17 protein-coding genes and 1 pseudogene are annotated in these 20,894 nt (G+C 65.0%); 5 read left to right on the plus strand and 13 right to left on the minus strand.

Annotated elements, in window-relative coordinates:
- Positions 1 to 475: 475 nt before the first annotated feature.
- The 4 genes from DM373_RS22645 to trxA all read right to left on the minus strand — a co-directional run bounded on the left by DM373_RS22645 (position 476) and on the right by trxA (position 5,005).
- Entirely contained in the window at positions 476 to 1,444 is a 969-nt protein-coding gene (locus DM373_RS22645) for a CDP-6-deoxy-delta-3,4-glucoseen reductase (RefSeq protein ID WP_110995704.1), read from the minus strand.
- Complete coding sequence (ubiD, locus tag DM373_RS22650; protein WP_110995705.1) at positions 1,444 to 2,910, minus strand: 4-hydroxy-3-polyprenylbenzoate decarboxylase; 1,467 nt, start codon at positions 2,908 to 2,910, stop codon at positions 1,444 to 1,446. Before ubiD ends, DM373_RS22645 begins: the two co-directional genes overlap by 1 nt.
- A 200-nt stretch (positions 2,911 to 3,110) precedes the next feature.
- Entirely contained in the window at positions 3,111 to 4,370 is a 1,260-nt protein-coding gene (rho, locus tag DM373_RS22655; protein WP_011536308.1) for a transcription termination factor Rho, read from the minus strand.
- Positions 4,371 to 4,678: 308 nt separating this feature from the next.
- A complete protein-coding gene (gene trxA, locus DM373_RS22660) occupies positions 4,679 to 5,005 on the minus strand; it encodes a thioredoxin TrxA (protein WP_110995706.1) in 327 nt (108 codons plus the stop codon).
- 245 nt (positions 5,006 to 5,250) lie between these two features.
- On the opposite strand from trxA, the gene ppx reads away from it, so the two are divergent.
- Positions 5,251 to 6,753 (plus strand): exopolyphosphatase, encoded by a 1,503-nt coding sequence (ppx, locus tag DM373_RS22665; RefSeq protein ID WP_110995707.1) that lies wholly within the window; start codon positions 5,251 to 5,253, stop codon positions 6,751 to 6,753.
- A 184-nt stretch (positions 6,754 to 6,937) separates the two neighbouring features.
- Here ppx and ppk1 read toward each other — a convergent pair whose 3' ends face one another.
- Entirely contained in the window at positions 6,938 to 9,181 is a 2,244-nt protein-coding gene (gene ppk1, locus DM373_RS22670) for a polyphosphate kinase 1 (protein ID WP_110995708.1), read from the minus strand.
- A gap of 20 nt (positions 9,182 to 9,201) precedes the next feature.
- A complete protein-coding gene (gene hemB / locus DM373_RS22675; RefSeq protein ID WP_110995709.1) occupies positions 9,202 to 10,212 on the minus strand; it encodes a porphobilinogen synthase in 1,011 nt (336 codons plus the stop codon).
- A gap of 208 nt (positions 10,213 to 10,420) precedes the next feature.
- Between hemB and DM373_RS22680 the strand changes: the two genes are divergently transcribed.
- Positions 10,421 to 11,065, plus strand: coding sequence for a DedA family protein (locus tag DM373_RS22680; RefSeq protein WP_110995710.1), 645 nt, complete (start codon positions 10,421 to 10,423; stop codon positions 11,063 to 11,065).
- 501 nt (positions 11,066 to 11,566) lie between these two features.
- Here DM373_RS22680 and DM373_RS29305 read toward each other — a convergent pair.
- Positions 11,567 to 12,193 (minus strand): annotated as a pseudogene (locus DM373_RS29305) (sterol desaturase family protein); the annotation flags it as partial.
- A 113-nt stretch (positions 12,194 to 12,306) separates the two neighbouring features.
- Here DM373_RS29305 and elbB point away from each other — a divergent pair.
- On the plus strand, positions 12,307 to 12,975 hold the full coding sequence (gene elbB / locus DM373_RS22690; RefSeq protein WP_110995711.1) for an isoprenoid biosynthesis glyoxalase ElbB: 669 nt from the start codon (positions 12,307 to 12,309) through the stop codon (positions 12,973 to 12,975).
- Between the two features lie 199 nt (positions 12,976 to 13,174).
- Here the strand turns inward: elbB and DM373_RS22695 are convergent, their stop codons facing one another.
- The gene (locus DM373_RS22695; protein WP_110995712.1) at positions 13,175 to 14,080 is read right to left on the minus strand and encodes a TauD/TfdA dioxygenase family protein; all 906 of its coding nucleotides are present in this window, start codon (positions 14,078 to 14,080) and stop codon (positions 13,175 to 13,177) included.
- A 36-nt stretch (positions 14,081 to 14,116) separates the two neighbouring features.
- Complete coding sequence (locus DM373_RS22700) at positions 14,117 to 15,157, minus strand: ABC transporter substrate-binding protein (protein WP_110995713.1); 1,041 nt, start codon at positions 15,155 to 15,157, stop codon at positions 14,117 to 14,119.
- 298 nt (positions 15,158 to 15,455) lie between these two features.
- On the opposite strand from DM373_RS22700, the gene DM373_RS22705 reads away from it, so the two are divergent.
- Positions 15,456 to 17,048 (plus strand): ABC transporter permease, encoded by a 1,593-nt coding sequence (locus DM373_RS22705; RefSeq protein WP_208642825.1) that lies wholly within the window; start codon positions 15,456 to 15,458, stop codon positions 17,046 to 17,048.
- Positions 17,045 to 17,908, plus strand: coding sequence for an ABC transporter ATP-binding protein (locus DM373_RS22710; RefSeq protein ID WP_110995714.1), 864 nt, complete (start codon positions 17,045 to 17,047; stop codon positions 17,906 to 17,908). The genes DM373_RS22705 and DM373_RS22710 overlap by 4 nt, the downstream gene beginning before the upstream one ends.
- A 120-nt stretch (positions 17,909 to 18,028) precedes the next feature.
- On the opposite strand, the gene DM373_RS22715 is transcribed toward DM373_RS22710, so the two are convergent.
- The 4 genes from DM373_RS22715 to DM373_RS22730 are packed head-to-tail and all read right to left on the minus strand — an operon-like array spanning position 18,029 to position 20,893.
- A complete protein-coding gene (locus DM373_RS22715; RefSeq protein ID WP_110995715.1) occupies positions 18,029 to 18,304 on the minus strand; it encodes a DUF971 domain-containing protein in 276 nt (91 codons plus the stop codon).
- Complete coding sequence (locus DM373_RS22720; RefSeq protein WP_110995716.1) at positions 18,304 to 19,269, minus strand: HEAT repeat domain-containing protein; 966 nt, start codon at positions 19,267 to 19,269, stop codon at positions 18,304 to 18,306. The genes DM373_RS22715 and DM373_RS22720 overlap by 1 nt, the downstream gene beginning before the upstream one ends.
- On the minus strand, positions 19,266 to 20,117 hold the full coding sequence (locus DM373_RS22725; RefSeq protein ID WP_110995717.1) for an ABC transporter ATP-binding protein: 852 nt from the start codon (positions 20,115 to 20,117) through the stop codon (positions 19,266 to 19,268). Before DM373_RS22725 ends, DM373_RS22720 begins: the two co-directional genes overlap by 4 nt.
- Entirely contained in the window at positions 20,117 to 20,893 is a 777-nt protein-coding gene (locus DM373_RS22730; protein ID WP_110995718.1) for an ABC transporter permease, read from the minus strand. The genes DM373_RS22725 and DM373_RS22730 overlap by 1 nt, the downstream gene beginning before the upstream one ends.
- Between the last annotated feature and the right edge of the window lies 1 nt (position 20,894).

The following is a 20,894-nucleotide window of genomic DNA, read 5'->3' on the forward strand; positions in this document are numbered from 1 at the left end:
CCGGGCCACCCGTGTGCTGGGCCATTGTTTGCCGCATCGAGTGCTGCAGTTGTTCGCGGGTCAGTTGTTGCCCGAAATCGAGCGACGGGGGATATGAGATTTGCCAGGACAAACTTTCAAGTGTCGACATGAGCTGCCGCCATTATTTCCTGTGAACTACTGAAGTGCGCGTTCTATCGCGATTACCGCAGAGCCTGAGCCAACGTATTCGCGGGTAAACCCGCTCCCACAAAAGCAACGGTGGCCCTGTGGGAGCGGGTTCACCCGCGAATGCCACTGCGCCTAACGTAAAGTAGATCGCACGTCGGTCTCAAGCCTGAATGCAAGATTTCATTCAATCTTCCGCCGAACGGGAAGTAATGTTTCGAGTATAGCGAAAGTTATTAACCGTCCCGGCAATAATCCACGCCATATAATCAACGGGAAAAAGTTGGTTATTAATAACGGCACACCCTTGCGGTGTGCCGCCTGGTTATCAACCGCGCGGGGCGTAGGCGAACACGTCGGCGCGCATGCGATGCGGGTCCATGCCGGCGTCCACCAGCGCATCGAGGGTGGCGTAGACCATGTTCGGCGAGCCACTGGCGTAGACGTGCACCTGATTGAGGTCGCCGATGTCTTCGCAGACCGCTTCGTGCAGAAGGCCGCAACGCCCTTCCCAACCGCACAGGTCACTGACCACCTTGTGCAGGAACAGGTTGGGCAGGCGCTCCCACTCGGCCCAGTGCTCGATCTGATAGAAGTCCTCGGGCCGCCGCACGCCCCAGTACAGGTGCACCGGGTGCTTGAAGCCCTGGGCGCGGCAGTGCTCGACCAGGCTGTGCATCTGGCCCATGCCGGTACCGGCGGCAATCAGCACCAGCGGGCCATCGGGCAGTTCGGCCAGATGCGCATCACCGAAGGGCAGCTCGATGCGCGCCAGGCCATTGCGCCGCAACTGCTCGATCAACTGCACGGCGCTGCTTTCGCGCGCCAGCACATGCAGCTCCAGCTCACGCCCGCCATGGGGCGCAGAGGCCAGCGAGAATGCGGCCTTGTCCGCCCCTTCACGCTCGATCATCAGGTACTGCCCGGCGTGGTAACGCGGCGGCTTGCCAGCGGGTGCGCGCAGGCGCACGCGCCAGACATCGCCACCGACGTCGACGCACTCGCTGACGGTGCAGGCCAGTTTGCGCACCGGCAGCTCGCCCAGGGCCAGCACACCGTCCCACAGCAAGACACAGTCCTCCAGCGGCTCGGCGATGCAGGTGAACAGTTCACCGTGATCGCGAATGACGCCCTCCTGGCGGATACGCCCTTCCACCAACAGCGCGGCGCAGACATGGCAGTTGCCGTTACGGCAGCTGTTCGGGCAGTCGTAGCCCAGGCGCCGCGCCGCATCCAGAATCCTTTCGCCCGGTTCCACCGCCAGCACCGCGCCGGACGGCTGCAAGGTTACCTGCATCAATCTATTCCCAACTGATCCCACAGCTCATCGATACGGCGGGTGACGGCCTCGTCCTTGACGATGACCCGGCCCCATTCGCGTGTAGTCTCGCCCGGCCATTTGTGCGTGGCATCCAGGCCCATCTTCGACCCCAACCCCGACACCGGCGACGCGAAGTCGAGGTAATCGATGGGGGTGTTGTCGATCATCACCGTATCACGCTTGGGGTCCATGCGCGTGGTGATGGCCCAGATCACATCGTTCCAGTCGCGGGCGTTGATATCGTCGTCGGTAACGATAACGAACTTGGTGTACATGAACTGTCGCAGGAACGACCAGACACCCAGCATCACGCGCTTGGCGTGGCCTGGGTACTGCTTTTTCATGGTCACCACCGCCATGCGGTACGAGCAGCCTTCCGGCGGCAGGTAGAAGTCGACGATCTCGGGGAACTGCTTCTGCAGGATCGGTACGAACACCTCATTCAGCGCCACGCCGAGGATCGCCGGCTCATCCGGCGGCCGCCCGGTGTAGGTGCTGTGGTAGATCGGTTTTTGCCGATGGGTGATGCGCTCGACAGTGAACACCGGGAAGCTGTCCACCTCGTTGTAGTAACCGGTGTGGTCACCGTACGGCCCTTCCGGAGCCATTTCGCCCGGGTGGATCACACCTTCGAGGATGATCTCGGCGGTGGCCGGCACCTGCAGGTCGCTGCCACGGCATTTCACCAGCTCGGTGCGGTTACCCCGCAGCAGGCCGGCGAAGGCGTATTCGGACAGGGTGTCCGGGACCGGGGTCACGGCACCAAGAATGGTCGCCGGGTCCGCACCCAGGGCCACGGCCACCGGGAAGGGTTGGCCGGGGTGCTTCTCGCACCACTCGCGGTAGTCCAGGGCACCGCCGCGGTGGCTCAGCCAGCGCATGATGACCTTGTTGCGGCCGATCACCTGCTGGCGATAGATACCAAGGTTCTGCCGGTCCTTGTTCGGGCCGCGGGTGACGGTCAGGCCCCAGGTGATCAGTGGCGCCACGTCGCCCGGCCAGCAGTGCTGGATCGGCAGTTGCCCGAGGTCGACGTCATCGCCCTCGACCACCACCTCCTGGCACACCGCGTCCTTGACCACCTTCGGCGCCATCGACACGACTTTCTTGAAGATCGGCAGTTTCGACCAGGCGTCCTTCAAGCCCTTCGGCGGCTCGGGCTCCTTGAGGAACGCCAGCAGCTTGCCGATTTCGCGCAGCTCGCTGACCGACTCGGCGCCCATGCCCATGGCCACGCGCTCGGGGGTGCCGAACAGGTTGCCCAGCACCGGGATGTCGAAGCCGGTGGGCTTTTCGAACAGCAATGCCGGGCCCTTGGCGCGCAGGGTGCGGTCGCAGACTTCGGTCATTTCCAGGACAGGGGAGATGGGAACCTGGATGCGCTTGAGTTCACCGCGCTGTTCCAGGCCACGGATGAAGTCGCGCAAATCGCGATACTGCATGCAAGGGCCTCGTGTGGGGGCATGTCGGTCGGGGGGCAGAGTGTAGCGCCGTTGAAGGGGTAAAGGCCAAAAATGACTTGGGGCCGCTGCGCGGCCCTTCGCGGGTAAACCCGCTCCCACACAGATCGCACGGAACCTGTGGGAGCGGGTTTACCCGCGAAGGGCTGCACAACAGCCCCAGTTGCAGCCAGAAGTGAAGCTTACTTGCGCTTCATCGACAGGAAGAACTCGTCGTTGGTCTTGGTCTGCTTGAGCTTGTCGACCAGGAACTCGATGGCGGCGATTTCGTCCATCGGGTGCAGCAGCTTGCGCAGGATCCACATGCGCTGCAGTTCGTCGTCGGCGGTCAGCAACTCTTCGCGGCGGGTGCCGGACTTGTTGATGTTGATGGCCGGGAACACACGCTTCTCGGCGATGCGGCGGTCCAGAGGCAGCTCCATGTTGCCGGTGCCCTTGAACTCTTCGTAGATCACTTCGTCCATCTTCGAGCCGGTCTCGACCAGCGCGGTGGCGATGATGGTCAGCGAGCCGCCCTCTTCGATGTTACGCGCGGCACCGAAGAAGCGCTTCGGCTTTTCCAGGGCGTGGGCATCGACACCACCGGTCAGCACCTTGCCGGAGCTCGGAATCACGGTGTTGTAGGCACGGGCCAGACGGGTGATGGAGTCGAGCAGGATGACCACATCCTTCTTGTGCTCGACCAGGCGCTTGGCCTTCTCGATGACCATTTCGGCAACCTGCACGTGGCGGGTCGGTGGCTCGTCGAAGGTGGAGGCGACCACTTCGCCGCGCACGGTGCGCTGCATCTCGGTCACTTCTTCCGGGCGCTCGTCGATCAAAAGGACGATCAGGTGGCACTCGGGGTTGTTGCGGGTGATGTTGGCCGCGATGTTCTGCAGCATGATCGTCTTACCGGCTTTTGGCGGCGCGACGATCAGGCCACGCTGGCCTTTGCCGATTGGAGCGCACAGGTCGATGACGCGACCGGTGAGGTCTTCGGTGGAGCCGTTGCCGGCTTCCATCTTCAGACGCTTGTTCGGGAACAGCGGCGTCAGGTTTTCGAACAGGATCTTGTTCTTCGCGTTTTCCGGGCGATCGAAGTTGATCGTGTCGACCTTCAACAGGGCGAAGTAACGCTCCCCTTCCTTCGGTGGGCGGATCTTGCCAACGATGGTGTCGCCGGTGCGCAGGTTGAAGCGACGGATCTGGCTGGGCGAAACGTAGATATCGTCGGGGCCGGCCAGGTAAGAGGCATCGGCGGAACGCAGGAAACCGAAACCATCCTGGAGAATCTCCAGCACGCCGTCACCCGAGATCTCTTCGCCGCTTTTCGCGTGCTTTTTCAACAGGGCGAAAATCACGTCCTGTTTGCGCGAACGGGCCATGTTTTCGATGCCCATCTGTTCGGCCATTTCCAAAAGATCGGTAATCGGCTTTTGCTTGAGTTCAGTCAGGTTCATAAGGGGAGTGACGTAATCATGTAAGAAGGGAGAGAGTTAAGCTTTGGCTTAATGAGGCCGCGCCGCTAGATGGCGACAGGATCGCGTACTGATTCGAATTGGGATGCTTCGGCGACGGCGTGCAGAGGGCACTGAAAGAAGCAGTGCGAGGCCGAATGTAACACTTGCTTTTTTCGACGTCTAGTGGTTTTGACCACACATAGCGACAGGTTTTTATCTGGGCTGCCGCCATCGCGGGGCAAGCCCGCTCCCACGCAGATCAACTGCGCCAGATAAAAAAAGCCCCGCATTTGCGGGGCTTTTTCACATCACAGGTTGGCGTCGATGAACGCCTGCAGCTGCGATTTGGACAGGGCGCCGACCTTGGTGGCTTCAACGTTGCCGTTCTTGAACAGCATCAGGGTCGGGATGCCGCGCACGCCGTGCTTGGCCGGGGTTTCCTGGTTTTCGTCGATGTTCAGCTTGGCGACGGTCAGCTTGCCTGCGTAGTCTTCGGCGATGGCGTCCAGTACCGGAGCGATCATCTTGCATGGGCCGCACCATTCAGCCCAGTAGTCGACCAGCACCGCACCTTCGGCCTTGAGTACGTCGGCTTCGAAGCTGGCGTCGCTGACGTGTTTGATTTTGTCGCTCATGGAAATCTCCAAGGTCGTAAGCAGTAAAAAACGTTGCCCATCATAGCCGCACCCTGGCGCGACAGGAAGCCACGGACGATTGACTGTATCTATAGTTGTGCAAGACCCCACGAATCGAAACTGTCATATCGCCGTCATAACATCGCTATCACATTGCCATGCATCAAGCCTTGCAGTGCTGCGCGTTGGCGGATGGCCACGATCGTGGCACGATTGCCAGGTTAACGACCGAGAACCCCCAGACCATGCCGCATACCACCGCGAAGAACCTGTCTCTGATCGCCGCCATCGACCTGGGCTCCAACAGCTTCCATATGGTCGTGGCCAAGGCCCATCACACGGAAATCCGCATTCTTGAGCGGCTCGGGGAAAAGGTTCAGCTCGCTGCCGGGATCGACGAAGAGCGCAAGCTCAGCGAAGAAGCCATGCAACGGGGCCTGGAGTGCCTCAAGCGCTTCGCCCAACTGATCAACGGCATGCCGGCCGGTGCGGTGCGCATCGTCGGCACCAACGCCCTGCGCGAAGCGCGCAACCGCAATGAATTCATCCTGCGCGCCGAAGCCATTCTCGGCCACCCGGTCGAGGTCATCTCCGGCCGTGAAGAAGCGCGCCTGATCTACCTGGGGGTTTCCCACACCCTCGCCGACACCCCCGGCAAGCGCCTGGTCGCCGACATCGGCGGCGGCAGCACCGAGTTCATCATCGGCCAGCGCTTCGAACCGCTGCTGCGCGAAAGCCTGCAGATGGGCTGCGTGAGCTTCACCCAGCGCTACTTCCGCGATGGCAAGGTCACCCCTGCGCGCTATGCCCAGGCCTACACTGCCGCACGCCTGGAGCTGATGAGCATCGAGAACGCCCTGCACCGCCTGACCTGGGACGAGGCCATCGGCTCGTCCGGTACCATCCGTGCAATCGGCGCGGCGATCAAGGCCGGCGGCCTGGGCAACGGCGAGGTCAACGCCGAGGGCCTGGCCTGGGTCAAGCGCAAACTGTTCAAGCTGGGCGAAACCGACAAGATCGACTTCGAAGGAGTCAAGCCCGACCGCCGGGCGATCTTCCCGGCCGGCCTGGCGATCCTGGAGGCCATCTTCGACGCCCTGGAGCTGGCACGCATGGACCACTGCGACGGCGCCCTGCGTGAAGGCGTGCTGTTCGACCTGCTGGGCCGCCACCACCATGAAGACGTACGCGAACGCACCCTGAACTCGCTGATGGAGCGCTACCACGTCGACCAGGGCCAGGCCGCGCGCGTCGAGCGCAAGGCCTTGCACGCCTTCGACCAGGTAGCCAAGGCGTGGGACCTTGAAGAGGGCAATTGGCGCGATCTGCTGGGCTGGGCCGCGAAAGTGCACGAAGTGGGGCTGGACATCGCCCACTATCACTACCACAAGCACGGCGCCTACCTGCTCGAGCATTCCGACCTGTCGGGCTTCTCCCGCGAGGACCAGCAGATGATGGCCCTGCTGGTGCGCGGCCACCGCCGCAACATCCCCAAGGACAAGTTCGCCGAGTTCGGCGACGAAGGCATCAAGCTGATTCGCCTGTGCGTGCTGCTGCGCTTCGCCATCCTGTTCCACCACATCCGCGGCACCCAGCAGATGCCAAAGGTGGAACTGCAAGCGGCCGATGACAGCCTGGAGGTGGTGTTCCCTGACGGCTGGCTGGAGCAGAACCAGCTGACCCAGGCCGATTTCGCCAACGAGGCGGAGTGGCTGGCCCGGGTAGGGTTTGTGCTGAGCGTCAGGTAATCAAGAGCCGGGCTTCACACGAAAACGACGTGGGAGCGGGCTTGCCCCGCGATGACGATGGTCAACTTGACACCGTCATCGCGGGGCAAGCCCGCTCCCACGCATTGACCTGACGTGCCATCCACCGCGTCGCCTGCTTCGCGGCTGAAGCCGCTCCCACAGGGGAAGCGGCTCGCCATCACATCTAGCGTACGTTCAGCACCGGGTTGCTCAGCCGCTCCAGCAACGCCGCCTGGGCACTGCGCGGGTTCTGGTTGCCGGTCGGAGAGCTGCGCACGTAGCGCCCGTCCGGCTGCAGGGTCCAGGCCTGGGTGTTGTCGGTCAGGTAGCCTTCCAGTTCCTTCTTCACCCGCAGCAGCAATTTCTTGCCTTCCACCGGGAAGCAGGTCTCCACACGCTTGTCGAGGTTGCGCTCCATCCAGTCGGCACTGGACAGGTAGATCTGCTCCTCGCCGCCATTGAGGAAGTAGAACACCCGCGTGTGCTCGAGGAAGCGGCCGATGATCGAGCGCACGTGGATGTTGTGCGACACCCCCGGAATGCCCGGACGCAGGCAGCACATGCCACGCACCACCAGGTCGATGCGCACGCCCGACTGGCTGGCCTTGTACAACGCCTTGATGATCTTGGCATCGGTCAGCGAGTTGAACTTGGCGATGATGTGCGCAGGCTTGCCGTCCAGGGCGAACTGGGTCTCCCGGGCGATCATGTCGAGCATGCCCTTCTTCAGGGTGAACGGCGCGTGCAGCAGCTTCTTCATGCGCAGGGTCTTGCCCATGCCGATCAGCTGGCTGAACAGTTTGCCGACGTCCTCGGTGAGGGCGTCGTCGGAGGTCAGCAGGCTGTAGTCGGTGTACAGGCGGGCGTTGCCGGCGTGGTAGTTGCCGGTACCCAGGTGCGCGTAACGCACGATCTCGCCCTGCTCGCGGCGCAGGATCAGCATCATCTTGGCGTGGGTCTTGAAGCCCACCACCCCGTAGATCACCACTGCGCCGGCGGCCTGCAGGCGGCTGGCCATCTGCAGGTTGGACTCTTCGTCGAAGCGTGCGCGCAATTCGATCACCGCGGTGACCTCCTTGCCGTTACGCGCCGCGTCCACCAGGGCGTCGACGATCTCCGAGTTGGCGCCCGAGCGGTACAGGGTCTGACGCACGGCAAGCACGTGCGGGTCCTTGGCGGCCTGGCGCAGCAGGTCGATCACCGGGGTGAAGGACTCGAACGGGTGCATCAGCAGGATGTCCTGCTTGCCGATCACGCTGAAGATGTTGTCGGCATTCACCAGCAGCTTGGGGATCGCCGGGGTGAACGGCGTGTACTGCAGCTCCGGGTGGCTGTCGAGGCCGGTGATGCTGAACAGGCGGGTCAGGTTGACCGGGCCGTTGACCTGGTACAGCTCGCTCTCGCTCAGGCTGAACTGCTTGAGCAGGTAGTCGGACAGGTGTTTCGGGCAGGTGTCGGCCACCTCGAGGCGTACCGCGTCGCCATAGCGGCGCGAGAACAGCTCGCCGCGCAGGGCGCGCGCCAGGTCGTCGACCTCTTCGGAGTCCAGCGCCAGGTCGGCGTTACGGGTCAGGCGGAACTGGTAGCAGCCCTTGACCTTCATGCCCTGGAACAGGTCATCGGCGTGGGCATGGATCATCGACGACAGGAACACATAGTTGTCGCCAGCGCCGCCGACCTCTTCCGGCACACGGATCACCCGCGGCAGCAGGCGCGGCGCCGGGATGATCGCCAGGCCCGAGTCGCGGCCGAAGGCATCGACGCCCTCGAGCTCGACGATGAAGTTCAGGCTCTTGTTCACCAGCAGCGGGAACGGGTGGGTCGGGTCGAGGCCGATCGGGGTGATGATCGGGGCAATCTCGTCGCGGAAGTAGCGGCGCACCCAGGTCTTGAGCTTGGTCGTCCAGTAACGGCGGCGGATGAAGCGGATCTGGTATTTTTCCAGCTCCGGCAGCAGCACGTCGTTGAGGATCGCGTACTGGCGCTCCACCTCGAAATGCACCAGCTCGCTGATCCGCGCCAGCGCCTGGTGCGGCTGCAGGCCGTCGGCCCCCGCCTGCTCACGGGCGAAGTTGATCTGCTTCTTCAGGCCCGCCACGCGGATCTCGAAGAACTCGTCCAGGTTGCTGGAGAAGATAAGCAGGAACTTCAGCCGTTCAAGCAGCGGGTACGACTCATCCAGCGCCTGCTCCAGCACGCGGATGTTGAACTGCAGCTGGGAAAGCTCGCGATGAATGTACAGGCTGCTGTCGTCCAGGCTCGGCACGGCGATTGCCGGGGCCGGCGCAGGTGCGGGGGCCACGGTTTCGACCACAGGCGCAGGCTCGGCCTCTGCTGCCGGCGGCAGGTCGGGCGGGGTCTGCACCATCTCTTCGGGCACGGCCTGGGCATCCTTGATCGCGACAGGTGTGAGCACTTCGTTATTCATCTGAGGTTCCTGTGAGGGCGTTATTGCCCTCTCAACATTTGAGCGGCGCGCACGGCGAAATACGTCAGGATGCCATCGGCACCTGCCCGTTTGAATGCGGTAAGGGATTCGAGGATCACGGCTTCGCTGAGCCAGCCGTTCTGGATCGCGGCCATGTGCATGGCGTACTCGCCACTGACCTGGTAGGCGAAGGTCGGCACCTTGAACTCGGCTTTCACCCGCTGGACGATGTCCAGGTACGGCATGCCCGGCTTGACCATGACCATGTCGGCGCCTTCGGCCAGGTCCAGGGCCACTTCATGCAGGGCTTCGTTGCTGTTGGCCGGGTCCATCTGGTAGGACGCCTTGTTGGCCTTGCCCAGGTTCAGCGCCGAGCCGACCGCGTCGCGGAACGGGCCGTAGTAGGCACTGGCGTACTTGGCCGAGTAGGCCATGATGCGCACGTTGACGTGGCCGGCCAGTTCCAGGGCCTCGCGGATTGCACCGAGGCGGCCGTCCATCATGTCGGACGGGGCCACGACCTGGGCGCCGGCGTCGGCGTGGGACAGGGCCTGGCGCACCAAGGCATCGACGGTGATGTCGTTCTGAACGTAACCCTCTTCATCGAGGATGCCGTCCTGGCCGTGGGTGGTGAACGGGTCCAGCGCCACGTCGGTGATCACCCCCAGCTCCGGGAAGCGCGCGCGCAGGGCGCGGGTGGCACGCTGGGCAATACCGTCCGGGTTCCAGGCTTCGGCGCCATCGAGGGATTTTTTCTCGGTCGGCGTTACCGGGAACAGCGCCAGCGCCGGAATGCCCAGTTCCACCCAGCCCTGCGCGGCTTCGAGCAGCAGGTCGATCGACAGGCGTTCGACGCCCGGCATCGAGGGTACTTCTTCACGGCGGTTTTCGCCGTCCAGTACGAATACCGGCAGGATCAGGTCATCGACGGTCAGGGTATTTTCGCGAACCAGACGACGGGAAAAGTCGTCCCGGCGGTTGCGACGCAGGCGGGTGGCAGGAAACAGACGGTTGGCGGGGGTAAAGCTCACGGCAGACTCCTGAGCCCGCGCAGGCGGGCGAGCGCGACAGTTATAAGCGGCCATTATGACGCCTGTGTTACACCCAAGGGCAACCCTGCGACTTGTGGCCGCAGTCATTGTCCTTGTAGGAAATGTTCACGTCGAGACACATTTGGACACTTTCCCGAACGAGCACGAAGGGGTAGGCTGCGCGTTCATTTCGCCAGCACGTCAGAAAATGCTTCAACAATTCCTGAACGATTTCGGCTATTTCGCCCTGTTTCTCGGCACGTTCTTCGAAGGCGAGACCATTCTCGTGCTCGCAGGTTTTCTGGCGTTCCGCGAATACATGGACATCAAGCTGGTGGTGCTGGTGGCGTTCTGCGGCAGCTATGCGGGCGATCAGCTGTGGTACTTCATGGGCCGCCGCCACGGGCGCAAGATCCTCGCCCGCAAGCCGCGCTGGCAGGCCATGGGTGACCGGGCGCTGGAGCATATCCGCCGCCACCCCGACCTCTGGGTCCTGAGTTTCCGCTTCGTCTACGGCCTGCGCACGGTGATGCCGGTGGCCATCGGCCTGTCCGGCTACCCGCCACGCCGCTACCTGCTGCTCAATGGCATTGGCGCCGCCGTCTGGGCCCTCGCGCTGGGGCTTGCCGCCTACCACTTCGGCGCCATCCTCGAAGGCATGCTGGGCAGCATCAAGAAGTACGAGCTATGGGTGCTCGGCGCCCTGCTGGGCCTGGGCTTGCTGCTCTGGCTGCGCCGACGCTTCCGTACCCAGCGCGCCGAGCGCCGCGCGGCGGCAGAAGGCCAGGAAGCACAGGCTGAGCAAGCTGTAAGCCAGGAGCAGCCCCCAAGCCAGGGGCGTGACCAGCACTAACCCCGAAGCGCCGGCCAGATACAGTGCCGGCGCATTCAAAAGCAGCCGCAGCAGCTCCATGCGCCCTGCCCAGGGCCGGTCTTCCAGCGCCGCGCCCAACGCGAACAAACCCAACGCCATCACCGCCCAGCCCAGCAGCAGCGCGGCGAACGGCACCCGCTCGGCCACGTCCATCAAGTAGCTGCCCAGCGCCACGTAGACCGCGAACTGCACAACCACGTACAGCTGCTGCATGCCGTGCAGGGCGATGGCGAACTTGCGAAAGCGCGCCAGGTCCTGCTTGGGGTGCGGATCAGCCGCCGCCACATCCGCCGGGCGCCAACCGGTTGGCATGAACCAGATGCGCAGCTTGTCCCACAGGCGGCCGGTACGACGGGCATCCGCCCAGAGCTGCGCATAGAACTGCAGGTTGGCCCACAGCGGGTTCCAGCTGGCCAGCGGCGTGGTCACGCCGAAAATCACCGGCTCATCGTCGTCCTCCTCCTGGAAGGTGCCGAACAGCCGGTCCCAGAAGATGAACACACCGCCGTAGTTGCAATCCAAGTAGCGAGGATTCTGCGCATGGTGGACACGATGGTTGGACGGCGTGATCAACACCCATTCGAGCCAGCCCAGCTTGGGCACATGGCGGGTATGCACCCAGAACTGATACAGCAGGTTCAGCGACGCCACGGTGATGAACACCACCGGCGGCACGCCGAGCAGCGCCAGCGGCAGGTAGAAGATCCACGAGAAGATGAAGCCGCTGCTGGTCTGGCGCAGCGCCGTGGTGAGGTTGTATTCCTCGCTCTGGTGATGCACCGAATGCGCCGCCCACAGCACGTTGCGCTCGTGGCCCAAGCGGTGCAGCCAGTAATAGCAGAAGTCGTAGAGCACGAAGGCGCCCACCCACACCCACCAGGCTTCGGGCGGCAGGCGCAGCAGCGCCAGGTGCTCCCAGGCCAGGGCATAGGTGAGCAGCCCGACGCCCTTGGTCAGCAGGCCGGTACTGGTCGACAGTACGCCGGTGCTCAGGCTGTTGATCGAATCGGCCAGTTGGTAGTTGCGCTGGCCGCGCACGCGGTCGGCGACCAGCTCCACGGCGATCAGCACAAAGAACAGCGGCACAGCCAGCAGAATCAGGTCCATCGGCGGCAGTCTCCAGGGTTGTCGCAAGAGATTAGGCCGCGCCTGGCTGAACCCCTATGGCCACATCTGCCAAACTAGAGGACATTTAGCGCCTCGACACTGGAGTAATGAGCATGACCAAGAAAGTAGCGGTGATCCTTTCCGGCTGTGGCGTCTATGACGGCGCCGAAATCCACGAGAGCGTGATCACCTTGCTGCGCCTCGACCAGCGCGGCGCCCAGGTGCAGTGCTTCGCACCGAACATCGCGCAGATGCATGTGATCGATCACCTGACCGGCGAGCAAATGCCCGAGTCGCGCAACGTGCTGGTCGAGTCGGCACGCATCGCCCGGGGCGAGGTGAAGGACATTCGCGAGGCCAAGGTCGAGGACTTCGATGCGCTGATCGTACCCGGCGGTTTCGGCGCCGCGAAGAACCTCTCCAACTTCGCCGTCGAAGGCGTCAACTGCAGCGTTAACCCCGACGTGCTCGCCTTGGCTGAAGCCTTCGCCGATGCCTGCAAGCCGGTCGGCCTGATGTGCATCTCGCCAGCCCTGGCCGCCAAGATCTACGGCCCGGGCGTGGTCTGCACCATCGGTAACGACACCGGCACCAGCGCGGCTGTGGTGAAAATGGGCGGCACCCACCAGGAGTGCGATGTGCATGACATCGTCGAAGACACCCAGCGCAAGCTGGTGACCACCCCGGCCTACATGCTGGCCAAGTCGATCAGCGAAGCCGCTGGTGGCATCTACAAGCTGGTGGATCGGGTGCTGGAGCTGACCCACGAAGGTGACAAGTAAACCCTACAGGGCCGCCAGCGGCTAATGCCAGTCAGTTAGCGCTTCATCACACTTGTTGGGGCTGCTTTGCAGCCCTTCGCGGGTAAACCCGCTCCCACAGGATCGCGCAAGGCTTCAAGTTGGCGCGAAACCTGTGGGAGCGGCGGTTCGCCGCTGCGATTTACCCGCGAAGGGCCGCAAAGCGGCCCTTTCTGTGGCCTCAGCCTTTGCGGGTGGTCCGGCTCAACTGCCCATCCACCCCCACCGGCACCTCGCCCGCCAGGGTGACCCGGCGCACCACGCGCGGCTGGGTGCCATAGTCGTCCACCGCGTAGTGCTGGGTCGCGCGGTTATCCCAGATCGCCACATCCCCCGCCTGCCAGCGCCAGCGCACGGTGTTCTCCAGGCGCGTCACATGCCCCTGCAACACCGCGAACAGGTGCTGTGAATCGGCCAGTGAATAGCCCTTGATGCGTTTGACGAAATGCCCCAGCTGCAGCGCCCGCTCGCCGCTGATCGGGTGCACCCGCACCACCGGGTGCTCGGTTTCGTACACCGTCGAGGTGAACACCTTGCGGTAGCGCTCGAGCTTGGCCGGGTCCACGTCCGGCTTCACGCTGGCGTAGTCGTACTCGTTGCTGTGCACTGCCCATAGCTGGTCGGCCAGCGCGCGCAGGGGTTCCGGCAGCTCCTGGTAGGCGGCGGCGGTGTTGGCCCATACCGTGTCGCCACCCGAAGCCGGGGCCACCACGCTGCGCAGGATCGAGGCCTTGGGGTAGGCGTCGACGAAAGTCACATCGGTGTGCCAGGAATTGGCCCGCTGGCCCTCGGCGCCATCGAGTTGGAGCAAGTAACTGGTGCCGTCCACCACCGGCACCGTGGGGTGGGCGATCGGCTCGCCCAGCAGCTGGGCGAAGGCCTCCTGGCCGATGTCATCGAGGTGGTCCTGGCCGCGGAAGAAGATCACCTTGTGCTGCACCAGCGCCGCCTGGATCGCGTCGATGGTGGCCGGGTCAAGGTCGGCGGACAGTTTGACGCCACGGATCTCGGCGCCGATGCGCCCGGCGACGGGGTGGATGTCCAGCTCAAGGGTGTGTGGCGCTGTAGCCAGTGCGGCGTTGCTCATGATCGTGGTCCTCAGGGTTTTTGTCGGGGTTTTGAATCAGCGGGCGGCCTGCACGGCCTGGTCCTGTCGCAGGGCGGCATCGAGGAAGCGCGGTTCTACCCACTCGCTTACCTGGAAATCCCGGCGGATCAGGCGTTCCTTGGCGGCCAGGTCCACGCCCTGTTGCAGCAGGCCGACGAAGCCGGCATCCAGGCGCGGGTCGAAATAGGCGGCAAGGTTTTCCTGGGCCAGGTCATCGCGCAGGATGCTCTTCGGCCAGTTGGCGGTGGTGGCCACGAGGTCGATGTAGGCGTCGCGGTTGTGCTCGTCGCGCAGCCACTTCACCGCCTGCAGCTGGGCATTGACCAGGCGCTGCACCAGTTCGGGGTGCTGGCGGATGAAGTCGCCGGTACCCAGCAGCACCGCCTGGGTGCTGCCGGCGCCCTTGAGGTCGCGGGAGTTGACCGGCAGCTCGACCAGGCCGCGTTCGCGCAGCGACAACAGGTTGGACAGGCCCCAGGTGGCGTCGATCTGCTTGGCCGCCAGCGCGGCGTTGGCGGCGTTGAAGTCCAGGTTGATGACTTTCAGCTCACGCTCGGACAGCCCCTGGCTGGCCAGGGCGCTGGCGAACGACAGCTGGTTGGCGGTACCGCGGAACACCGCCACGCGCTTGCCCTTGAGGTCCGCCAGGCTGTGGATGCCCGAGCCCGGCACCACGCCGAGGTAGCTCTTCACCCCGCGCACCCCGGCCAGCAGCACGCGGGTGTCCAGGCCGTTGGCCTTGCCGATGATGGCGGCCAGGTCACCCAGGTAGGCGAAGTCGGCCTGGCCGTTGGCCAACGCCTCGTTGACCACGGGGCCGGCGCCCTTGAAGAAGCGCCAGTCGATACGGATGCCGTCCTTGGCAAACTCTTTTTCCAGCAACTGCTGGTCACGCAATACATCGACCACGCCACCGGCGCTGGGCTTGCTGCCGGCGCTGAGGTCGGGCACGGCAATACGGATCACGTCGGGCTGCGCGGCCAGCGCCGCCAGCGGCAAGGCGCTCAGCAAGCCGGCGAGCAGCGGGGTGAGCAGGTGGCGAAAGGGGGTTTTCATGGCAAGGCTCCTTGGCAAGCTGCCACCGGCGATGGCCGGCGCTTTGGCCAGAAGCTAGGCAGGTCGGGTTAGAACCTCCAAAGATCAATACGTCATCTTTCAGTAACCAGAAGGCATAAATCAGCGGCCATGCGGGCCTTGGGGCGGCTTGCAGACAGCGCATGGAAAATATGAGGAAAACGCAACGGGTTGGGGCTTCCCGATGCAGGGGGTGCATGCTCTTATCTCTTGAATGCTATTTGTGTGAATTTTTAATTCCATAAATGAATAAACAAGGAACGGTTTGGGAGATGGCCTGATGAGCGGAGTTTTGAGCAAGCCCAGATGGCTACTGGGGCCGCTGCGCGGCCCTTTCGCGGCGCAAGGCCGATCCTACGGCCATGCCGCGCTGCCTTGGGTCGTGCCGTTGCTGCTGGCGGCGTTGTGGCTGGTGGCCAGCCGCGAGCACTGGATGAGCGAGCAGATCCTGCCGGCGCCGTCGCTGGTCTGGCAGAGCGCCCTGGAGTTTGGCTCCGGGGAGCTGTGGAGCCACTTGTGGATAAGCTTGCAGCGCCTGCTGTGGGGGTTGCTGGCGGGCATCGCCAGTGGCCTGCTGCTGGGCACCTGGCTGGGGGCTTCGCGGCGGGCGCAGACACTGGTGCTGCCGACCTTCGTGGCCCTGGCGCAAATCCCCACGCTGGCCTGGATCCCGCTGTTCATGCTGTTCTTCGGCATTGGCGAGGTGCTCAAGCTGGTGGTGCTGGTCAAGGCGGTGGTGGTACCGGTCACTCTGCACACCTTGGTCGGCGTGCGCGACGCCCAACCCAAGCTGCGCGAAGCCGCCGCCACCTTGCGCCTGCCCGCGCACCTGTTGTTCCTGCGCCTGCTGCTGCCGGCTGCCCTGCCCGCCTTCCTCGCCGGCGTACGCCTGGCCCTGGCCACCGGCTGGACGTCGCTGCTGGCGGTCGAGCTGCTGGCCTCCAGCGAAGGGATCGGCTACCTGATGGTCTGGGGCCGCCAGCTGTTCATGCTCGACCTGGTGTTCCTCTGCATCCTGCTGATCGGCCTGGTTGGCGCGGTGATGGACCGTGGCTTCTCGCGCCTGGAGCGCAGCCTGCTGTACTGGCCGCAACCGGCCACCGGCGAACAGCCGCGTGGCGGCATTACCAAGGGCTGGCAGAGCCTGCTGCTGCCCGCCGCGTTGTTGGCCCTGTGGCAGGCCGCCAACAGTTTCGGCTGGGTAGACGCCAACATCCTCGCCTCGCCACTGGATGTACTGCGCAGCCTGTCTGCCGGGCTGCTGGATGGTTCGCTGAGCGAAGCCTTACTTCTTAGCCTGCAACGCACCCTGGCCGGCTTGCTGCTCGGTGGCGGCGCGGGCTTTGCCCTGGGGCTGCTGTTGGGCTTGTCGCAACGCAGCGAGCGCCTGCTCGGCCCGAGCCTGTCGGCGCTGCGCCAGGTGGCGCTGTTTGCCTGGGTCCCCTTGCTCACCGCCTGGTTCGGCCTGGGGGAAGGCGCCAAGCTGGTGTTCGTCGCCCTGGCGGCGTTCTTCCCGCTGCTGATCGCCACCCAGCGCGGCATCGCCAGCCTGTCGCCACAGCTGGGCGAGGCGGCCCAGGCGCTGCGCCTGGGCCTGGTGCAACGCCTACGCCTGCTGGTGCTGCCGGGCGCTGCGCCGGCGATCTTCGCCGGCCTGCGGCTATCGCTGATCTACGCCTGGCTAGGCACCATCGGCGCCGAATACTTCATGCCCTCGGACGGCGGCATCGCCAGCCTGATGATCGGCGCCCAGCAATTGTTCCGCATGGACCAGGTGATGGCCGCCATGGTCCTGATCGGCCTGGTCGGCGCCCTGCTCGGCCACCTTGGCCAACGCCTCGAATCGCGCGCCACGCGCTGGAGATCCGCATGAACGCCTTCATTACCCCGGCCCTGCACGCGGCCAACCAACCTGACGCCACACCGCCGCTGGTCAGCTTCGAAAAAGTCGGCAAGACCTTCAGCGTGGACGGCCAGCCGTTCGAAGCCATTCGCGACTTCGACCTGTCGATCGAGCAGGGCGAATTCATCGCCATCGTCGGCTCGTCGGGCTGCGGCAAGTCCACCCTGCTGCGCCTGCTGGTGGGCCTGGACAACGACTACAGCGGCCAGATCCGCGTCGATGGCCAGGTGGTCAGCGGCATCGGCGGCGAGCGCGGCATCGTGTTCCAGGAGCACCGCCTGTTCCCCTGGCTGACGGTGGAGCAGAACATCGCCCTTGGGCTGGTCAACGACAAGCTCACCCAGGGCGAGCGCGCCCGCCGGGTGCATGAGTTCGTGCAACTGGTGGGGCTGGTCGGATTCGAATCGGCCTATCCGCACCAGCTCTCCGGTGGCATGGCCCAGCGCGTGGCGATCGCCCGGGGGCTGGTGGCCAGCCCGCGCATCCTGCTGCTCGACGAGCCGTTCGGTGCCCTCGATGCACTGACCCGCCAGCAGTTGCAGGACGAGCTGCTGGCAATCCGTGAGCGCTCGGGGGTGACCATTCTGCTGGTGACCCACGATGCCGAAGAGGCGACCTACCTGGCCGACCGGGTGGTGGTGCTGGAACCGCGGCCGGGGCGGATCAAGGCGGTGGTGCAGATCGGGCTGCCGCATCCGCGCCAACGCACCGGGGTGGCGCTGCATGGCTTGCGCGAGAAGGTGCTGCACCAGATTACCGGGGATGGCGGGTATCTGCGGCCGGTGGTGCAAAGGGTGGAAGGGTTGCGGCCGGAGCTGATTGCTCTTTAAGCCTGTACCGGCCCTATCGCGGGGCTAGCCCGCTCCCACGAATTGCCCCCAAGGGTTGGATTGGTGTCCACCTTCCTGGGGGTAGCACAGCGTGGGAGCGGGCTTGCCCCGCGATTGATTTCAGCCCAGTTCGCGAAGATAGGCCCAAGGATAGATCCCCCGCTCATGCCCATCGCTGAACACCAGCTGCACCCCATACCCCTGGGCCTCGATCCGCGCCACCCGCACATCCTCGCCCACCAGCGAAATCGCGCCCTTCAGCCGCGCCGCCCGGCACTGTGAGCAGGGGCAGGCACCACGCAGCCGGGCGTGGCTGATTACCTGCTCAACCTCACCCCACTGCACCAGCAACTCACCGCGCTCGCGGCGATTGCGCAAGGCGCTGGGCGCGTCCATCACACCACCCCCTGCAACTGCGCCAGGGCGATGCGCACCGCCTTGCGCACTTCCGGATCGCTGTCGGCCTCGGCCGCCTGCAACGCCGGCAAAGCCCGGGCTTCACCCAGCTCACCCAGCGCCAGCGCCGCCTCCTTGCGCAGGTTGGCGATGCCATGGCCAAGCAACTGCGCCAGCCCATCCAGCGCTGCCACATGGCGCAGCCGGCCCAAGGCCCGCGCCGCGCGCAAGCGCACCTGCCAGTAGCTGTCGGCCAGCGCCGCGATCAAGGCCTGGCCCGCTTCAGCTTGGCCGACCTTGCCCAGGGTGGTCGCCGCCTCTTCACGCACCTGCCAGGCCTCATCGGCCAAGGCGCCGATCAGCGCCGGCAGCACACGGGCATCCCGGGCCAGGCCCAACGCGCCAATGGCGGCGCGGCGCACGTCGGTATCCGGCTCGTTGGCTGCCAGCTGCGCCAGCGCGGGCAAGGCCGGCGCATGCTTGAGCCAGCCCAGGATACCCACCGCTTCGCGGCGCACACCGGCATCCACATCCGCCAACGCCTGCAACGCAGGCACCGCGGCATCCTCCAGGCGCAGCTCGCGCAGGGCGCGCAGGGCGCTGGCCCGCACGAACGCATCGGCATGGCTGGCCCAGGGCAGGATCAGTTGCCCGGCCTCCTGGGTCTTGAGCTCGCTCAGGCTCTGGGCGGCCGCCAGGCGCACCGGCTCGGCTGGGTCGGCCAATGCCGCGCACAGGCCCTGCACCACTTCCGGTGCTTCCCAGGCTTCGAGCAAGCGCGCGGCTTCGGCGCGCACCTCAGCGTTGGCGTCGACCAACAGCGCATCGGTGAGCCAGGGCAGGCCGTCCGGGTCTTCCAGGTCGGCCAGTTCGATCAGGGCGATGCGGCGCACGCCGGCATCCAGGTCGTTCAGGCGTGGCAGCAGGTCGATGATGTCGAGGTTGTCTGTGCTTCGTTCGGTCATAGCGCAATCCGCAGCGGAGGATGGTCGGTGTCGGGCAGGCCCAAGGGTGTCAGGCGCGGCAGTTCGCGGCCTTCTTCATGGCGCAGCAGCGCCAGGCAATGGCGTTTGAGGTGGGTGAATTCGGGGCTGGTCAGCAGGCTCGCGCGCCGCGGGCGGGCGAAGTCCAGCCGCAGGTCTTCGATAAAGCGCCCAGGCCGGGGGCTCATCACCAGGATGCGGTCGGCCAGGAACAACGCCTCGTCGATGTCATGGGTGACGAACACCACCGTGGTGCGGATGCGCGCCCAGATATCCAGCAGCAGTTCCTGCATGCGCGCACGGGTCTGCGCATCGAGGGCGCCAAAGGGTTCGTCCATCAACAGCAGGCGCGGGCGGTTGATCAGCACCCTGGCGATCTCGGCGCGCTGCTGCATGCCGCCGGACAACTGGCTGGGCCAGCGTTGGGCGAAGTCAGCCAGGCCGACCAGCTGCAGCATCTCGGCCGCCTGGTACCGGCGCTCGGCCTTGCCCTGCCCCTGCATCTTCAAGCCGAAGGCCACGTTGTCGAGCACGCTGCGCCACGGCAACAGGGTGTGGTGCTGGAACACCATGCCCCGTTGCGGCGAGGGGCCATCGACCGCTTGCCCGTCCACCCGCAATTGGCCACCGGCCGGCGTAAGGTGCCCGGCCAACGCGCCGAGCAACGTGGACTTGCCGCAACCGGAGGGCCCGAGGATGCACACGAACTCGCCCGGGGCGATGGCAAAGTCCAGCGCCTGCACCGCTTCGAACGCGTCACGCCCATGGCCCAGGCGAATCGACAGCCCCTGCGCCTCGATACGCCCGGGTAGCTGTTGATGACTGCTCATCACGCGCTCCTCCGTATCCACGGCGTGGCCAGCGCGCCAAGGCGCTTGACCAGCGCGCTGCTGCCCATGCCCAGCACGCCGATCAGCAGCATGCCGACGATGATGTCGGGGTAGTTCTGCAAGGTGTAGGACTCCCAGGTGTAGTAACCGATACCGAACTGCCCGGCGATCATCTCGGCGGTCACCAGGCAGAACCACGAGGTGCCCATGCCGATGGCCAGCCCCGTGACGATGCTCGGCAGCGCGCCCGGCAGCACCACTTCGCGCAGGATCGCCCAGCGCCCGGCGCCCAGGCTGCGCGCCGAGGCCACCAGGCGCGGGTCGATCGCCTCGACGCCGTGCACGGTATTGAGCAGGATCGGGAACAGCGCACCGGTGAAGGTGATGAACACCATCGACAGCTCCGATGAGGGGAACATCAGGATCGCCAACGGGATCCAGGCCACCGCCGGGATCGGCCGCAGCACTTCCAGCGGCGGCATCAGCGTGTCCTCCAGCCACTTCGAACGGCCGATCAACAGGCCCAGGCTCACCCCCAGCAGCGCCGCCACGCCGTAGCCGGCGAACACCCGCGCCAGGCTGCTGCCCAGGTGCGCCAGCAGGGTGTTGGAGGCCAGCAGTTGCCAGGCAGCGTCGAGCACCTCGCCGGGTGTGGGCACGTAGGTGAAGGTGAGCAGCAGCAGGTCCAGCTTGTGGCGCGCGGCCAGCTGCCAGAACAGCAGGCAGGCCAGCAGCGAAGCCAGGCGCAGGGGCCAGCGCGCAAGGTCACGGGTCATG

It is taken from the genome of Pseudomonas sichuanensis, assembly GCF_003231305.1.
GTDB lineage: Bacteria > Pseudomonadota > Gammaproteobacteria > Pseudomonadales > Pseudomonadaceae > Aquipseudomonas > Aquipseudomonas sichuanensis.

Excerpts from the sequence above, each read along its gene's own strand:
- DM373_RS22645 (WP_110995704.1), bottom strand. The coding sequence starts at position 1,444 with ATGCAGGTAACCTTGCAGCCGTCCGGCGCGGTGCTGGCGGTGGAACCG.
- ubiD (WP_110995705.1), bottom strand. The coding sequence starts at position 2,910 with ATGCAGTATCGCGATTTGCGCGACTTCATCCGTGGCCTGGAACAGCGC.
- rho (WP_011536308.1), bottom strand. The coding sequence starts at position 4,370 with ATGAACCTGACTGAACTCAAGCAAAAGCCGATTACCGATCTTTTGGAA.
- trxA (WP_110995706.1), bottom strand. The coding sequence starts at position 5,005 with ATGAGCGACAAAATCAAACACGTCAGCGACGCCAGCTTCGAAGCCGAC.
- ppx (WP_110995707.1), top strand. The coding sequence starts at position 5,251 with ATGCCGCATACCACCGCGAAGAACCTGTCTCTGATCGCCGCCATCGAC.
- ppk1 (WP_110995708.1), bottom strand. The coding sequence starts at position 9,181 with ATGAATAACGAAGTGCTCACACCTGTCGCGATCAAGGATGCCCAGGCC.
- DM373_RS22680 (WP_110995710.1), top strand. The coding sequence starts at position 10,421 with ATGCTTCAACAATTCCTGAACGATTTCGGCTATTTCGCCCTGTTTCTC.
- elbB (WP_110995711.1), top strand. The coding sequence starts at position 12,307 with ATGACCAAGAAAGTAGCGGTGATCCTTTCCGGCTGTGGCGTCTATGAC.
- DM373_RS22695 (WP_110995712.1), bottom strand. The coding sequence starts at position 14,080 with ATGAGCAACGCCGCACTGGCTACAGCGCCACACACCCTTGAGCTGGAC.
- DM373_RS22700 (WP_110995713.1), bottom strand. The coding sequence starts at position 15,157 with ATGAAAACCCCCTTTCGCCACCTGCTCACCCCGCTGCTCGCCGGCTTG.
- DM373_RS22705 (WP_208642825.1), top strand. The coding sequence starts at position 15,456 with ATGAGCGGAGTTTTGAGCAAGCCCAGATGGCTACTGGGGCCGCTGCGC.
- DM373_RS22710 (WP_110995714.1), top strand. The coding sequence starts at position 17,045 with ATGAACGCCTTCATTACCCCGGCCCTGCACGCGGCCAACCAACCTGAC.
- DM373_RS22715 (WP_110995715.1), bottom strand. The coding sequence starts at position 18,304 with ATGGACGCGCCCAGCGCCTTGCGCAATCGCCGCGAGCGCGGTGAGTTG.
- DM373_RS22720 (WP_110995716.1), bottom strand. The coding sequence starts at position 19,269 with ATGACCGAACGAAGCACAGACAACCTCGACATCATCGACCTGCTGCCA.
- DM373_RS22725 (WP_110995717.1), bottom strand. The coding sequence starts at position 20,117 with ATGAGCAGTCATCAACAGCTACCCGGGCGTATCGAGGCGCAGGGGCTG.
- DM373_RS22730 (WP_110995718.1), bottom strand. The coding sequence starts at position 20,893 with ATGACCCGTGACCTTGCGCGCTGGCCCCTGCGCCTGGCTTCGCTGCTG.